18 protein-coding genes are annotated in these 15,990 nt (G+C 44.4%); 14 read left to right on the top strand and 4 right to left on the bottom strand.

The genetic code is table 11. From position 1 onward, the window contains the following. The 13 genes from VC82_RS11080 (at window position 1) to VC82_RS11025 (ending at window position 11,124) form a co-directional block, all read left to right on the top strand. Window positions 1–633 carry an NAD(P)H-dependent oxidoreductase gene (locus VC82_RS11080; RefSeq protein WP_045802433.1) on the top strand — a complete coding sequence of 211 codons (633 nt, stop codon included), beginning with the start codon at window positions 1–3 and terminating at the stop codon, window positions 631–633. A gap of 38 nt (window positions 634–671) precedes the next feature. Further along, entirely contained in the window at window positions 672–1,250 is a 579-nt protein-coding gene (locus tag VC82_RS11075) for a YceI family protein (protein ID WP_045802432.1), read from the top strand. A 357-nt stretch (window positions 1,251–1,607) separates the two neighbouring features. Next, window positions 1,608–3,005: an anthranilate synthase component I family protein gene (locus VC82_RS11070; RefSeq protein WP_045802431.1), complete on the top strand. Its 1,398-nt coding sequence runs from the start codon at window positions 1,608–1,610 to the stop codon at window positions 3,003–3,005. A 1-nt stretch (window position 3,006) separates the two neighbouring features. Then, window positions 3,007–3,576, top strand: a complete 570-nt coding sequence (locus VC82_RS11065; protein WP_045802430.1) for an anthranilate synthase component II — start codon at window positions 3,007–3,009, stop codon at window positions 3,574–3,576. An 81-nt stretch (window positions 3,577–3,657) separates the two neighbouring features. Further along, complete coding sequence (gene trpD / locus VC82_RS11060; protein WP_045802429.1) at window positions 3,658–4,653, top strand: anthranilate phosphoribosyltransferase; 996 nt, start codon at window positions 3,658–3,660, stop codon at window positions 4,651–4,653. A gap of 43 nt (window positions 4,654–4,696) precedes the next feature. Further along, on the top strand, window positions 4,697–5,482 hold the full coding sequence (gene trpC, locus VC82_RS11055) for an indole-3-glycerol phosphate synthase TrpC (protein ID WP_045802428.1): 786 nt from the start codon (window positions 4,697–4,699) through the stop codon (window positions 5,480–5,482). Window positions 5,483–5,578: 96 nt separating this feature from the next. After that, window positions 5,579–6,322: a phosphoribosylanthranilate isomerase gene (locus tag VC82_RS11050; RefSeq protein WP_045803405.1), complete on the top strand. Its 744-nt coding sequence runs from the start codon at window positions 5,579–5,581 to the stop codon at window positions 6,320–6,322. Between the two features lie 50 nt (window positions 6,323–6,372). Continuing rightward, the gene (gene trpB / locus VC82_RS11045; protein ID WP_045803404.1) at window positions 6,373–7,596 is read left to right on the top strand and encodes a tryptophan synthase subunit beta; all 1,224 of its coding nucleotides are present in this window, start codon (window positions 6,373–6,375) and stop codon (window positions 7,594–7,596) included. A 98-nt stretch (window positions 7,597–7,694) separates the two neighbouring features. Beyond that, window positions 7,695–8,459 carry a tryptophan synthase subunit alpha gene (trpA, locus tag VC82_RS11040; RefSeq protein ID WP_045802427.1) on the top strand — a complete coding sequence of 255 codons (765 nt, stop codon included), beginning with the start codon at window positions 7,695–7,697 and terminating at the stop codon, window positions 8,457–8,459. After that, a complete protein-coding gene (locus tag VC82_RS11035) occupies window positions 8,456–8,671 on the top strand; it encodes a hypothetical protein (RefSeq protein WP_045802426.1) in 216 nt (71 codons plus the stop codon). Before trpA ends, VC82_RS11035 begins: the two co-directional genes overlap by 4 nt. Before the next feature lie 68 nt (window positions 8,672–8,739). Beyond that, a complete protein-coding gene (locus tag VC82_RS11030; protein WP_045803403.1) occupies window positions 8,740–10,242 on the top strand; it encodes a M20/M25/M40 family metallo-hydrolase in 1,503 nt (500 codons plus the stop codon). A 108-nt stretch (window positions 10,243–10,350) separates the two neighbouring features. After that, entirely contained in the window at window positions 10,351–10,494 is a 144-nt protein-coding gene (locus tag VC82_RS15680) for a hypothetical protein (RefSeq protein ID WP_170218321.1), read from the top strand. A 213-nt stretch (window positions 10,495–10,707) separates the two neighbouring features. Further along, window positions 10,708–11,124, top strand: a complete 417-nt coding sequence (locus tag VC82_RS11025) for a LytR/AlgR family response regulator transcription factor (RefSeq protein ID WP_052698999.1) — start codon at window positions 10,708–10,710, stop codon at window positions 11,122–11,124. A gap of 13 nt (window positions 11,125–11,137) precedes the next feature. Here VC82_RS11025 and VC82_RS11020 read toward each other — a convergent pair whose 3' ends face one another. Both VC82_RS11020 and VC82_RS11015 read right to left on the bottom strand, forming a co-directional pair. Then, a complete protein-coding gene (locus VC82_RS11020; RefSeq protein WP_045802425.1) occupies window positions 11,138–13,693 on the bottom strand; it encodes a phosphoenolpyruvate carboxylase in 2,556 nt (851 codons plus the stop codon). 139 nt (window positions 13,694–13,832) lie between these two features. Beyond that, window positions 13,833–14,492: a uracil-DNA glycosylase family protein gene (locus tag VC82_RS11015; RefSeq protein WP_045802424.1), complete on the bottom strand. Its 660-nt coding sequence runs from the start codon at window positions 14,490–14,492 to the stop codon at window positions 13,833–13,835. A gap of 112 nt (window positions 14,493–14,604) precedes the next feature. Here VC82_RS11015 and VC82_RS15465 point away from each other — a divergent pair, with 112 nt between their 5' ends. Continuing rightward, on the top strand, window positions 14,605–14,739 hold the full coding sequence (locus VC82_RS15465; protein ID WP_084598209.1) for a 30S ribosomal protein THX: 135 nt from the start codon (window positions 14,605–14,607) through the stop codon (window positions 14,737–14,739). On the opposite strand, the gene VC82_RS11010 is transcribed toward VC82_RS15465, so the two are convergent. Continuing rightward, on the bottom strand, window positions 14,736–15,098 hold the full coding sequence (locus tag VC82_RS11010; protein WP_045802423.1) for a hypothetical protein: 363 nt from the start codon (window positions 15,096–15,098) through the stop codon (window positions 14,736–14,738). The genes VC82_RS15465 and VC82_RS11010 overlap by 4 nt on opposite strands. A gap of 42 nt (window positions 15,099–15,140) precedes the next feature. After that, the gene (gene yaaA, locus VC82_RS11005) at window positions 15,141–15,902 is read right to left on the bottom strand and encodes a peroxide stress protein YaaA (protein ID WP_045803401.1); all 762 of its coding nucleotides are present in this window, start codon (window positions 15,900–15,902) and stop codon (window positions 15,141–15,143) included. Window positions 15,903–15,990 lie beyond the last annotated feature (88 nt).

The following is a 15,990-nucleotide window of genomic DNA, read 5'->3' as shown; positions in this document are numbered from 1 at the left end:
ATGGAAACCGTACTCGAAAATAGAACTTGGCGCTACGCCACCAAAAAGTTTGATACCCACAAAAAAGTTTCTGGCGGCGACCTTGACATATTGTTGGAGGCAACCCGCCTGAGCGCATCTTCCTATGGGCTACAGCCCTATCATGTGTTTGTGATTACCGACCAAGAACTAAAAGAAAAGCTGAAACCTGCCTCTTGGGGGCAATCACAGATTACCGATGCCTCGCATATCATCGTGTTCGCCAACAAGACAGATTTTGGAGAAGAACTGGTGGATGAGTATTTACAGAATGTCAGCAAGACACGAAACATTCCGGCAGAGAATTTGAAGGGATACAGTGACTTTATGAAGTCTAAACTGTTAGGCCTTTCAACTGAAGAAAAAAGCGTTTGGACATCGAAACAGGCCTATCTCGCCTTCGGAAACATGATGCAGGCAGCAGCAGAACTGAAAATAGACACCTGCCCCATGGAGGGTTTTGAGGCCGAACGGTACAATAAAATCTTGGGGCTTGATGGTAAGAACCTGAACGCCGCCGTGGTACTGGCCATTGGGTACCGTTCAGAAGAGGACGAGACACAGCATTATCCGAAAGTTCGTAAATCAAAAGAAGAATTATTCACCTATTTATAAATATAAAACAGAAGTAAAACAACAATTAATTGAAAATCATGAAAAAGAACACTTTAAGTTTGGTTTTGACCTTAGTCTTTGGCTTATCGGCCTTGGCAAATCCCGTTGACGGGGAGAAAAAAGAAGTAAAGACCGATGAAAGTAAGGTAACTTGGAAAGCCTACAAGGTTACCGGATCACATACTGGGACTGTCAATCTTAAATCAGGAACCTTGATATTCGATGACAATGGCATGCTGACCGGGGGCGAATTTGAGGCAGACATGACCAGCATTACCGTCACAGACCTTGAAGGCGAGTACAAAGACAAGCTGGAAGGCCACCTAAAATCTGACGATTTCTTCAGTGTGGCTAACCATCCATCTTCTAAGTTGGTCTTCACCAATGTCAAATCTACTGGTAAAAACGCATACGAGGTTACAGGTGACTTGACCATTAAGGGCATTACAAAGCCTGTGACTTTTGACGTTTCGATTTATGGAAGTAAGGCCACGGCAACCATGAAGATTGACCGCGCTCAATACGATGTTCGTTACGGCTCCGGCAGCTTCTTCGAAAACCTTGGCGACAAGACCATCTATGATGAATTCGATCTAGTGGTCGATCTGGAGTTTTAACAATTCTTCATTCCGGCCTCACTTCGACTTCGCTCAGTGAGCGACCAGAATGTGGTTTAGTGTTTGAAAATCCCGTTCCCTGGTTCCCCCGGGGCGGGATTTTTTCATTTTGGTTTGTCAATACCAATTTCCTTTCTATATTTGACACTGTGAAGCAAACAACGGTACATACTTGGTGGTGGACAACCTTACGTCAGATGTCGTGAGCTAGTCCCTACTATATGAAACATATAAAAAGGCCTGTCGTCACGACAGGCCTTTTTCATTCCCCTCTTGAGACCTTTGCTGAGCGCAGTCGAATTAGGGGTGGCCTGACCGCAGCGTCAAGGCGGGGTGTGTAAAATTTTAGAAAACAAAATGACTTATCAATTAAAAACACATTACAAACACATCTTGGCAGACACCATCACTCCCGTGAGTGTGTATCTGAAGATGCGCGATAGGTTTCCGAACAGCATTCTGTTAGAGAGTAGCGATTACCACGCCAACGACAACAGCTTTTCGTACATCTGTTGCAACCCGATAGCCTCCATAAAAGTACAGGATGAAAAAGTGGTACAGCAATTTCCCGATGGTACTTCCGAAGAAATCCAAATAGAAAAAAAAACCGACCTAACGGCCGCCATCGATGCCTTTTCGAAGCGGTTTTCCACAACGGACAATGGCTTCAAGTTCATCAACAATGGACTTTTTGGTTACATGGCCTACGATGCGGTGCGGTATTTTGAATCCGTCGAAATCTCCAAAAAGGAGAATTCGGTGGCGATTCCCGATATTTTTTACGCGGTCTATCAGAACATCATCGCCATCAACCATTTTAAGAACGAGGCCTATATTTTTGCGCATTGTTTTGATACGGAAAACAATATCGAAGAGCTACACCAACTGCTTAAAGCCCAAAATTTTGCCACCTATAATTTTTCGAAACAGGGCGAGGCCGTTTCCAACCTAGAGGATGAGGAATATCGTGAGCATGTGCGCTTGGCCAAAGAACACTGCCATCGCGGCGATGTGTTCCAGTTGGTGCTCTCACGTCGGTTCTCACAAAGTTTTAAGGGCGATGAGTTCAATGTGTACCGTGCATTGCGCTCCATCAATCCCTCACCCTATCTGTTCTATTTTGATTATGGTGATTTCAAGATCTTTGGTAGTTCGCCAGAGGCCCAATTGGTTGTGAAGGATGGCAAGGCCGAAATACACCCCATAGCAGGCACCTACAAGCGCACCGGAAACGACGAAAAAGATGCCGAACTGGCCAAAAAATTGGCCGCTGATGACAAAGAGAACAGCGAGCATGTGATGTTGGTCGATCTCGCGCGCAACGACCTTAGCCGCAATGGTAATGCCGTAAATGTGGAGACCTACCGTGAAGTACAATACTTCTCGCATGTCATCCACCTGGTATCAAAGGTGACCGGACAAAAAAAGAAGGATATTTCGACATTAAAAATTGTGGCCGATACCTTTCCGGCAGGTACCTTGAGCGGGGCGCCCAAGCATATGGCCATGCAACTCATTGAAAAATATGAAAAGACCAATCGGGCCTATTATGGTGGTGCCATCGGCTTTATGGATTTTCACGGAAATTTCAACCATGCCATTATAATCCGTACGTTCTTGAGCAAAAACCATACGCTGCATTATCAGGCGGGCGCCGGATTGGTGGCGGCCTCGGACCCTGATACAGAGTTGCAGGAAACCTACAACAAACTGGGGGCCTTGAACAAGGCCCTTGAAATCGCAGAAAGAATCTAAGATGGCCAGAAAAGTATTGATGATCGACAATTACGATAGCTTCACCTACAATCTGGTGCACTATTTAGAGGATTTGGATTGTGAGGTGCTGGTAAAACGGAATGACCGATTGACGCTGGATGACGTGACGCCATTTGACCAAATTGTGTTGTCGCCTGGGCCAGGAATTCCCGATGAGGCAGGGTTACTCAAACCCATCATCGAAAAGTATGCGCCCACCAAGCGAATTTTTGGGGTGTGCTTGGGGCAACAAGCCATTGGGGAGGTCTTTGGAGGAAGCTTGGTTAATTTGGATCAAGTGTATCATGGCATCGCCACTGAAATAAAAATTGCCCAGAAAGACTATATTTTCAAGGATATTCCCAAGAAAATCGAGGTGGGCCGCTACCATTCTTGGGTGGTACATCCTGAATTACCAGAAGTTTTGGAAGCCACATCCTTTGATGAAAATGGGCAAGTGATGTCGTTGCGACACAAAGAATACGATGTACGGGCAGTACAGTTCCACCCTGAATCGGTATTGACTCCGCATGGAAAGAAAATATTAGAGAATTGGCTGAATAATATCTAAATAGTTGTCGTTCTTGCGAAAGCAGGAATCCAAAAGAAGCAATAGATTCCGCATCAAGTGCGGAATGACAAAAAAAATAGCATGAAAGAGACTTTAAATAGATTGATAAACCACGAAATGCTCACCAAAGAGGATGCCAAGCAGATATTGGTGAACATCGCAAAGGGCGAGTACAACACCAGCCAGATTGCAGCCTTCTTGACCGTCTATATGATGAGAAGCATCAATATTGAAGAGTTGGAAGGGTTTCGTGATGCCCTATTGGAACTGTGCCTAGCAGTGGATCTGAGCGAATACAACCCAATAGATCTCTGCGGCACGGGCGGCGACGGAAAAGACACCTTCAATATCTCGACTTTGGCATCATTCGTAACTGCCGGTACTGGCATCAAGGTGACCAAGCATGGTAACTATGGGGTTTCCTCAAAATGTGGCAGTAGTAATGTGATGGAATTCTTGGGCATAAAATTCAGCAATGAAGCAGATTTTTTGCGAAAATCCATTGAAGAAGCAGGTATCTGTGTGTTGCACGCACCGTTGTTCCATCCGGCCATGAAAAATGTGGCACCCATCAGACGAGAACTGGCCGTAAAGACCTTTTTCAATATGTTGGGGCCGATGGTGAATCCCGCCTTTCCGAAAAACCAGATGGTCGGGGTATTCAATTTAGAGTTGGCCAGAATGTATGGCTACCTGTACCAAAACACCGATAAGAACTTTACCGTGCTGCATGCGCTCGATGGCTATGATGAAATCAGTTTAACAGGTAATACCAAGACCATTTCAAACGGTACCGAAGGCATGCTGAAACCCGAAGATTTTGGAGTGGAAACCATTCAAGCCCATGAAATAGTGGGCGGTGACGATATAGCCGAATCCGCACAAATCTTCATGAACGTGCTGAATGGCAAAGGCACCGAAGCCCAGAACAATGTGGTCTGTGCCAATGCGGGGATCGCCATTGCCACGGTCGAAAACATTGATGTCAAAGACGGATTTGAAAAGGCCAAGGAATCGCTTTTAAGCGGTAAGGCATTGAAAGCGCTAAAAAGATTGCAAGAGTTGAGTAAAAATTAAAAAAGTCTCCTCTCCCGTGAGAGAGGGCTAAGGTGAGGGCAATATGAACATACTAGACAAAATAATCGCCGACAAACGCAAAGAGGTGGCACTAAAAAAATCGTTGCTACCCGCTTCGCAGTGGGAGCAATCCGTACTTTTTGAAAGGGAAACCTATTCATTGGCAAAAGCTCTGAAACAAAGTGATTCGGGCATCATCGCTGAGCATAAGCGACGTTCGCCCAGTAAAGGCACCATCAACCAACATACCAACGTGGCACAGATGGCCCAAGGCTATCTAAAAGCAGGGGCAAGTGGAATGAGCGTTTTGACCGACCTTAAATATTTTGGTGGTTCACTCGAAGATCTGTTATTGGCTCGGGCTTCGGTCGAGCTTCCATTGCTTCGTAAAGAATTTATCATTGACGAGTATCAAATTTTGGAAGCCAAGGCCCACGGAGCCGATGTCATTTTGTTGATTGCCGCAGTGATGACGAGAGAGGAAATCAAAATGCTCTCTGAACTGGCCAAAAGTCTCTATCTCGAAGTTTTGCTCGAAGTGCATAATGAGGAAGAACTTCAGAAATCCATCATGCCCAGTCTTGATATGTTGGGCGTTAACAACCGCAACCTAAAAACCTTCGAGGTCAGTTTGCAGACCAGCAAATCATTGTCAGAAATGATTCCAGATGCGTTTGTAAAGGTTTCTGAAAGCGGTATCAGCAATGTGGGAGCCATCAAAGAACTACGAGAATTTGGGTATCAGGGCTTTTTGATCGGCGAGAATTTTATGAAAACAGATAATCCGGGCAAGAGTGCTGAGGAGTTTATAAACAAATTAAAAACATAATTGTCATTTCGAATCCGCCTTTAGCAGAGCGAAATCTCATGAGATTCCTCAATCGCTTCGCTCATTTCGGAATGACAAAGTGAAGTAAAAATGAAACTGAAACTCAAAATCTGTGGCATGAAATACAATCCAAAAGAAGTGGCAGCCTTGAAGCCCGACTATCTCGGGTTCATCTTTTGGGAGCCATCTTCTCGGTTTTTTGATGGAATGATTTCTTCACTGGATCCCGAAATAAAAAAGGTGGGGGTTTTTGTGGATGCAGAAAGGGAAGAAGTACTTGAAAAAGTCAAAAAATATAAATTGGATGCCGTACAGCTGCATGGGAAGGAGAGTGCTGAATTTTGCAAAGAATTAGAAAAGAATCTATTTGTCATTTCGAACCGTCATCCTGAGCTCGTCGAAGGAAAAGGTGAGAAATCTAAAGAGATTCCTCAATCGCTCTGCTCATTTCAGAATGACAGAAAAATTGACATTATAAAAGCCTTTTCCATCAATCCCGATAGCTATCGGGATGAATTTGACTTTTACGTGCTCAAAGAATACGAAGATGTCTGCGACTATTTTCTTTTTGACACCAAAGGAAAGCTTCCTGGCGGCACGGGGCTTACTTTTGACTGGAAAGTATTGAAAGACTATCCGTCCTCGAAACCCTATTTTCTGAGTGGCGGTATCGGACTCGAAAATTTGGATAGCCTTTTGTCATTCCTGCGAACGCAGGAATCCAAGTACTGCCATGCCATCGATGTGAACAGTCGGTTTGAAACAGCGCCAGGGCTAAAGGATGTTGAAAAACTGAAAGAGTTTAAAAAAATAATCACGAGGATTGGAAAGACAAAGTAATCTATTATCCAGCAACAGATTGCTTTGCTTCGCTCGCAATGACCAAAAATATGAAACATAACATCAAAAAAAGTTCCCCCTTTGGGGGCGGAGGGGGCTTTCACGCTGACGAACGAGGCTATTACGGAGAGTTCGGGGGAGCCTACATTCCAGAGATGCTCTATCCCAACTGTGAGGAGCTGCGCCAGAACTATCTCAAAATAATGGAGACGGAAGACTTTCAAAAAGAATTCAAACAGTTGCTCAGAGATTATGCGGGCCGCCCCACTCCGCTCTATTTTGCCAAGCGGTTATCAGAAACACACGGCACAAAAATCTACTTAAAACGCGAAGACCTATGTCACACGGGGGCACATAAGGTAAACAATACCATCGGTCAGATTTTGATGGCCAAAAAACTGGGCAAGAACCGCATCATTGCCGAAACAGGCGCTGGCCAGCATGGTGTCGCCACCGCTACTGTCTGTGCACTCATGGGCATTGAATGTGTGGTGTATATGGGCGAAATCGACATAGCCCGACAGGCACCCAACGTAGCCCGTATGAAAATGTTGGGTGCCGAGGTCAGACCGGCCAAATCGGGGAGCCGAACGCTAAAAGACGCCACCAATGAGGCCATTCGCGACTGGATCAACAATCCCGTGGATACCCACTACATTATCGGTTCGGTGGTAGGGCCGCACCCCTACCCAGATATGGTAGCGCGGTTTCAATCAGTGATTTCCGAAGAAATCAAATGGCAGTTACAAGAAAAAGAAGGCCGTGAGCATCCAGACTATGTCGTCGCTTGTGTAGGCGGAGGCAGCAATGCCGCGGGGGCGTATTACCATTATCTAGATAAGGAAGCGGTGGGCATCATTGCAGTGGAAGCCGCGGGAAAGGGCATTCATTCAGGTGAAAGTGCCGCCACCTCGGCCTTGGGCAAGGTGGGTATCATTCATGGCAGCAAAACACTGTTGATGCAAACCGATGACGGACAGATAACAGAGCCCTACTCTATTTCCGCAGGACTCGATTACCCTGGTGTGGGCCCCATGCACGCCCATTTGTTCAAATCTGGGCGTGCCGAATTCATCTCCATTACCGATGATAAGGCGATGCAAGCGGGGCTGGAAGTTGCAAAATTAGAGGGCATTATTCCCGCTATCGAGACCAGCCATGCCTTCGCGATCTTTGACCACAAGAAGTTCGATACCGATGATGTGGTGGTCATCAATCTGTCAGGACGTGGGGATAAGGACCTAGATACCTATATTGACTATTTTAATTTGTAATTGTCATTTCGAACGAAGGTGAGAAATCTCAAGAGGTTTCTCAATCGTTCCGGTAACAAACGGAACTCATTTCGAAATGACAAAATCAAGAAAATTAAATGAACAGAATCAAACAAAAACTCCAAGAAGACCAAAAACTCCTCTCTATCTACTTTACAGCAGGCTATCCTAAATTGGATGATACAGTACCTATCATCCAAGAATTGGAAAAAAACGGTGTCGATATGGTTGAAATAGGATTGCCTTTCAGTGATCCCCTGGCCGATGGACCGACCATTCAAGAGAGTTCCACAGCGGCTTTAAAAAATGGCATGACGACCGAAATCCTTTTTGAACAACTGAAGGATATACGCAAAACGGTTTCCATCCCCCTTATCATTATGGGCTATTTCAATCCCGTGCTGCAATATGGCGTAGAGGATTTTTGCAAAAAATGTGCGGAAATCGGAATCGACGGACTTATACTGCCCGACCTTCCCTTTGATGTATATCAAGAAGAATACGAGCATATTTTCAAAAAATATGGTCTTATCAATATATTTCTTATCACTCCACAGACGAGCGAAGAACGCATTCGAAAAATAGATGCCGCCTCTGATGGATTTGTCTACATGGTCAGCTCGGCCAGTACCACGGGCACAAAAACAGGTTTTGGAGCAGAACAGCGCGAATATTTTGAAAAGATTGCCTCGCTTTCGCTCACAAACCCCCAAATTGTAGGCTTTGGCATCAGCAATCGCGAAACTTTTGAGCAGGCCACCAAAAAGGCGAAAGGAGCCATTATTGGTTCGGCATTTATCAAGCATTTGACCCAAAATGGAGTCGCCAAAATCAACACTTTCATCAAAAGTATCAGGGTATGAAATTTATCAACGACTGGAGAATAATCATCGTTCTATGTATCACCTTGGGCCTTGCACCCTTCTTTCCTGAACCACATATTTGGGGAAAGATAAAGTGGATTGCAGGCGGTGCCGCGGGCATGCAAGCAATGGACTGGTTCGATGTGATTTTTCATGGATTTCCTTTTGTTTTGCTGCTGCGAAAAATAATCTTGGCCCTCTTAAAAAAATAGGTCTGCGCGTTTAAGAGAGCTTGTCAATGATGGCAAGAAACTTTACCTTTCAAACAGAATATAAAAACATGAGAAAAATAGGTTTTTCGCTACTTGCACTACTACTGTTCACCAATGTTTTTTCACAAGATTCCACCGCCTTGAAATCACAAGTGGCGCAGGCCATTCAAGATCTGCGTGACTTTGTTGCCATACCGAACGATGCTTTGAACCCAGACGATATCGATGACAATATTTTTTGGCTCAAAAAACAGTTCGAACAACGCGGTTTTAACACCGCTATACTTGACACCGAAAATTTACCCTTGTTCTTTGCTGCCCTACCCATGGATGATGCCAAACCAACCGTGTTGATATATATGCACTTTGACGGACAATCGGTGGATCCCAGTATGTGGCAACAACCGAATCCGTACAAGGTGGTACTGAAAAAACCTGTTGACAATGGCTTCGAAACCGTCTCGTTTGACGAATTGGGCAATGACATCAACTACAATTGGCGCTTGTTCGGGCGTTCGACCTCAGACGATAAAGGGCCCATCATCATGTTCTTGAACGCAATTGACTTGTTAAAAAAAGACAACAAAGCGCTGTCTTTCAACATCAAGGTGATTTTGGACGGTGAAGAGGAAAAAAGCAGCAAACCACTGCCCAAGGCGGTACAACAATATGGTGAGCTGCTGCAAGCCGATTTCTTGCTCATTGCCGATGGTCCGGTACATTCGTCGGGCAAACCCACCATTGCCTATGGCTGCCGTGGCATCACCACAATGACACTCATCACCTACGGCCCCATAAAGCCACAGCACAGCGGGCATTACGGAAATTATGCCCCCAATCCCGGATTTCAACTGGCACAATTGCTGGCCACCATGAAAGATGCTGAGGGCCGTGTAACAATAGATGGCTATTATGACGGTATTTCACTGGATGAGGAGACCAAGGCCATTTTAAAGAGTGTGCCCGATGACGACAGGGCCATTGCTTCGACCTTACAATTCAAATCGGCCGAGAAGGTCGGAAGCTTTTATCAGGAAGCCCTCCAGTATCCTTCGCTGAACATTCGCGGCTTAGGTTCAGGATGGATCGGCCCCAAACGCCGTACCATAGTACCCGAAAGTGCCACTGCCGAACTCGATTTGCGGTTGGTGCCCGAAAGCGACGGCAACCGATTGAAGCAGCTCGTCAAAGACCATATCTCAAAACAGGGCTTTCAGGTGCTCGATCATGTGCCCTCAAAAGAAGAGCGGTTGCGATATGATAAAATCGTCACTGTCGAAGAGGGCAGTGTCACCGATGCCTTCCGCACTGATTTGGACAACCCCTATGGAAACTTTTTGAACGATGTTCTAAAAAATACCTTTGATGAAGAGGTAGTGCGCATTCGCATCATGGGCGGTACCGTGCCCATTGCTCCTTTTATCAATGAACTACAGATACCAGCTTTTTTGGTGCCCATGGTGAACCCTGACAACAACCAGCACAGCCCCAATGAAAATTTGAAGATTGGGCAGTTGGCCTATGGAATTCGGGCGTTTTACAATATTTTAAGTGCTCAAAAGCAACAATGATCAGTGCTATTGCTTCATCTACAAGGTTTTAGCAAGGCTTTAACGGATTTTCTATTTCCTGCTTCTTATATTCTTATAAATCAATTTATTAACAATAAAAAATATACTATGGGACCTATAGAAGACAATAGAAAATTCAAAAGAAAGCAAGAGCAGAGCAATCCTACCAATCCGACCGGTAACACCAATATTGACACCAACAAGTTCGATATTGATGAAAAGACCATTAAAGACCAACAGAGCAAGAAGTAGGATTGCTACCCAACGACAATAATATCCCGCCAAATCGGCGGGTTTTTTTGTGCCAAATAACGTTGTCATTCTATCGACAAAAGAACTTTGGGGCACTCCCAAATCTCTTTAAAACAGTGAAATAGGTTTTTTGCCGAAAAAAAAGCCGGTTTGCCCTGCTTTTTTGGCATCTTTAATGGCCAGTCATAATTTTAAATACCCAATCTTACGAACATGATTTACAAAGCTATCGTCATTGATGATTCTGCCATTCAACGACTGACTACCACACATTTGGTCAACAACCATCCCAATCTTAAGCTCATCGGTTCCTTCAGCAATGCATCCGAGGCCCTAACCACAACTATTCTGGACCAAGCAGAAATTTTACTGCTCGATACCATGTTAAGTGATATAGACGCTTTTGAAGTGTTGGACAAGGTTGCGTTCAGGCCGGCCATTATTATGATGCACGCTTCAAAGAACAATGCCGAAGAGAACCAGATTCATCGTATCACTGATTATTTGGTCAAACCGATCAGCAAAAAAGAGTTCGAGTCGGCGCTGCAACGGGTGATAGCCGAAATAGAGGCCTCACGAAAGTTTAAGGACGTTCTCGGTTCGATCAACAAAAAAATCAACCAAAAGTAAAAAGCAGGCCATCTTAGGCCGAGTTACGACTGGCATTGATATTTCCATATAGCGAACGTGTCACTATTTTCTCGTACAACTTGCTGAACTTAGAGTTTTTGGTGATGTGGTACAATGCATTCTGCTGAATTACCAAGAGTGGCAAGACAATCTTTTCGCGAATTTTCACAGATTCGCGCGAGACCACTTCGTCTTCCATCAAAATCTCATGCCCAGAAACCTGCAGCAACATTTTCTTTGACAGTTTGTATTCGTCAAAAAGAATATTCCAGAAATCTCCGAATTCCTTGTCATCTGCCATATAACTTGTCAGGTCGAAATTGGTCTTTGCCAACGACATCATACTATTGTGCATCAGCGCCCGAAAAAAGGGAACTTCTTTGTACAGTTTCTTTACTTCATTAAAGCGACCTTGTTTTTTTAGGGTATATATGGCAGTTCCCAGGCCAAAATAACCCGGTACGTTCTGTTTTAGCTGGCTCCATGAGCCCACAAACGATATGGCCCTTAAATCTGAAAGGGTCAATTTTTCTTTATTTCCGCGTTTGCCCGGCCTACTGCCGATATTGGCCTTTGTATAATATTTCAGCGTACTGCGCTTCTCTAAATAGGGGATAAACTTATCGTGCTGCTTCAGTGCCTCATATTTCTCGTAGCTCAATTCTGAGAGCTCTTCGATCAATTTTCTTTGGGCTGCCGAAATTACATGTTGCTTGCCAAAAAGGTTGTTGCTCAGACCCGCTGTCAACAGCTGTTCGGCGTTGTGCATAAACTGCTCTTTGGTACCGTAGGTACTGGTAATGGTCTGACCCTGTATGGTTAGCTGTATCTCGTGGTTGGCCACATCTTTGGTCTGTGCGGCATAGAAACGGTGCGTCTTGCCACCACCACGGGCAGGCGGGCCGCCCCTGCCATCAAAAAAGATGGCTTTGATCCCGTTATTTTTACAGACCTTGCTCAGGGTTTCCTTTGTGTTCAATATAGACCAGTTGGCCTTTAGATAACCTCCGTCTTTGGTGCCATCAGAAAAGCCCAACATGATGGTATGCGCGTTATTTCTTCTTACAAGATGTGAACGGTATTCAGGTATATCAAAAAGGGCTTGCATCACTGCTTCTGAGGCATCCATGCCTTTCATGGTTTCAAAGAGCGGCACGATATCAAAGGTAATCTCATTGGTTTTCCACCCACACCAACGGAACAATCCAAAAACAAACAGCACTGAAAAAATATCTTCTGAATTACTGATTATATAGCGGTTGCAGCCCTCTTCTCCGTTTTTGGCCTGAATGTCTTTTAACTGCCTGATGTTGGCTATGGTATCTTTGACTATATCATCGCTATAATCAGATGGTTTCAGTCTGAGGTCTTTTTTCAATAACCAGTCGACCAATTCATTTTCTTTCAACTCACCAAGGTTCTCTTTGATGGCACCTTCTTTTTTTAAAATTGCCTCGACTACAGCTTTGTGCTTTCGATGGTCTTGGCGAATGTCCAGTGTGGCAAAATGCGTCTTGAAGATATGTACACGGTCGATCAGGTCGTCAAGCTCGTTCAGGTATAGAGAATGGTAATCTTTTACCAGTAAATCACGTATATCAGAGAGTTTTTCTATTATCTCGGAATAGCCCAAGACAAAATTCTCTTGAAACATGGCCTTGTACAGGTTGGAGTTGAGCGCGTTTAACGGATTTTGTACTCCTTTAAAGGTCAGTTTTTTACGAAGCTGCTTCAAATCATTGTAGTAGCATTTCATCAATGTCAGCCGAAGTTCATCGGCAACCTGTCTGGTGGTCTCTGCCGTGACATAGGGGTTGCCGTCTCGGTCACCGCCCGGCCAAAAGCCCAGCTTGATGATATTGTAATTGTCAAAATTGGCATCTTTGATGTTTTCCCTGACATATTTAAAAAGAGAGCCTACCGCATCATAGTAGGTGTAGCGCAATATGTGTATGATGTTCTTGGCCTCTTCGAGCGGAGTAGGTTTCTGTGAGTTGACCAACGAGGTGAGCCCCAATTGTTGCAAGGTCATATCAATGTCATCGATACGGTTTTCGTGGATCAGACGCTGCAATTCTGAAATAATGTCGAGTACCGCAGGCGTATAAAACTGGGTAGGGTGGGCGGTCAAAACGATTCGCGCACTAAAGCTGGCCAGCTTCTTGGCAATCTTGTCCCAGTTTTTGCTCTGATCTACCAACTCAAAATAATCTTTAATGGACAGTGATTCAGAATACTCCTGTAACTTCTTGAAAGCGGCATCTTCCACACTGTCGTAGAGCACAACTTGTCGCTCAACATACTGTATGATCCTGAACATAAAATCAATACGGGCACGTTCGTCGGGCATGCCGGCAAAACTTGTAAAAAAAGCCTCCAGTATCTCTTGGGGGTCTTTGCCCTGTTTCAGGCCTTTCTCACACTGGTCGAGCAAAATGGGCACCAAGATGCCCACATTTTCCATATCGGTATATGGTAAATTCAAAAAAAGACTGTTATAAACATTGAATCTATTGGTAACCGACTTTTTAAATTCCGCTAAACGTTCTGACTGCTTTACTTTGCTCATTGAATTCAAGCCTTTTAAAAGTTGTACCCTTAACTTGGCAAGGCCAAAGGTCGTGATAAAACACTAATCTTTCCACTTATTTTATGTACGTCACAATATAGGATACTGGCCAAAAAAAACTAACAATCAAAGGTTATTTTTAGAAGAAATCTTGGTACTGAAGCACCCTAAAGTCAATGGTATTAAAATTTAGATTTTTGTTCTTCATTTTTTTATAGGATGGCAAGCTGCCCACCGCCCGGTTGGCCGCACCGGATGGAGCGGTCAGCGATATCGTCTTTATCACCTTTTTGGTAATCGGATGCTCAAACCTGTGGATTCGCGGTACTTTATCATTAAGCACCTCAAGAACCACCGAATGTTGTCGGCACAGTTTCCGGAAAAAATATTCGGGACCATTTTTACTGTTACCGCCCGTAAACAAAAGGGTGTTGACGGTAGAATACTTTACTAAATATCCAAAAATATCACGCAAAACAACTTTTTGCATACCTAGGTCAGAAGCATCTACTTTGGCCCGTTCGGCACTTTCAACAATATCGCATATTCCTATCTTTTTCTCTATTAGGAATGCCTTGCGCTGCGCAATGGCCTCTTGGGTGCTCTCAAATTTCAGCCCCAATTTAAAGATACGGTCAAGAATGGGCCACAATTGCCCGTCTCGGCTACCATAGCAAAAATCAACATCGCCTTCTTTTAAGGCGTCCATAGAAAACCTTGGGGGTGGCAACGTGCCCACAATCAGCTTTTTGACCCCGTCGAACAAAAAAGGTGGGTATGGATGGCGGTGGAGGAACACATCTCAAAGGTAAGAATCCCTTAATTTTGAACAGCCCTTTGTTTTTCTTAATTTACAAGGAAAAATTAGTTAAAGCTTCCCGTCTGCACGGGAATGATAAAAAATTATCAGTATGGGAAAAGGAGATATAAAAACGCGACGTGGCAAAATAGCCAACAAGTCGTACGGGGCCAGGCGAAAAAGGAAAATAAAAAAGCGTACCCCTGTCGAAGAAAAGGTAGCGATCGAAAAGGTCAAGAAAGGTTAGTCGACCTTGAACGTAAGTTCCAACTCACCATTTTCCGAAATATCGAGTTGATAGGTGTATAGGCCCAAGGGCAATGGATCGGAAAGGGAGTCGGGCATAAAGGAGAACTGTGTCGAGTCGGTTTCCACGGCTATGGCATCTTGTTGATAGGCAATTTCATATTCCAAATAATCTGAAAAACCACCTGCGGCCACATTTTCGTAGACTATGCTGTCGTTTCGCACCTGTACCCTCACAAAATCAAAATCGCTCAGGTTTTGGATACGCACTTGGGGAGCCATCAAGTTATCATCACGGTCTTCACAGGCTACAGAGACCAGAATGGCCAAAATACCGATTGCGCATAGGATTTTTTTCATGGTTGCCGTTTCTACCCAAAACGATCAAACACCAAAAATATTCTATCTGACGAAAACTGGCTGGTTCTCTTTTAGGGTATGTTCTTTGCTGTAGACGTAGTCGTCATAGTCAAATCCTTTAAGGTCGTCGAGTGTTTGGGCATTGGTGTCAAGCACATAACGAACCATTGATCCCCTTGCCTTTTTGGCAAAGAAACTGATAACCTTTAGCCTATCGTTTTTCCAATCTTTAAAAACGGGGGTGATTACGGGTACTTTGAGCTTCTCCTCATCAATGGCCCCAAAATACTCGTTACTGGCCAGGTTGATAAAGAGTTCGCCTTCTTCCAGCTCGTTGTTCAGGTGGTCGGTCAGTTGCTTCTGCCAAAACTCATACAGATTTTTTTTGCGTGCCACCTTCAATGGTGTTCCCATTTCAAGGCGGTACGGCTGAATAAGGTCCAGCGGTCTCAAAATTCCGTATAGTCCTGAGAGAATACGCAAGGTATCCTGCAATCTGTCCAACTTCTCTTCGGGTATGCTGTAGGCATCAAGGCCCTGGTAAACATCACCGTTAAAGGCATATACGGCAGGTCGGGCATTCTCTGGGGTAAAGGGCAATGAAAAATCTTGGTTGCGCTGCCAGTTCAATTGTGCCAAATTATCGGATATGGACATCAGTTCTGACAAAGCCTTGGGCTTTTTCTTGGCCAATACCTTGTTCAGTTTTTCTGACTGCCCCAAAAATTGTGGCTGTGTATATCTTGACGTGGGCAGCGGTGTTTCAAAATCCAATGATTTGGCAGGAGAGATGACAATTTTCATTTCGTTATAATTTTCTTCAGCATTTATCGAGCGAAAAAATAGGGTTATCCCTACCAACCGATTGGTCGCTCAACGTTTTATCAAAAAT

The organism is Flagellimonas lutaonensis, assembly GCF_000963865.1.
Taxonomy (GTDB): domain Bacteria; phylum Bacteroidota; class Bacteroidia; order Flavobacteriales; family Flavobacteriaceae; genus Flagellimonas_A; species Flagellimonas_A lutaonensis.
Note: the sequence above shows the minus strand (reverse complement) of the source record. Positions and strands in the feature narration are given on the sequence as shown.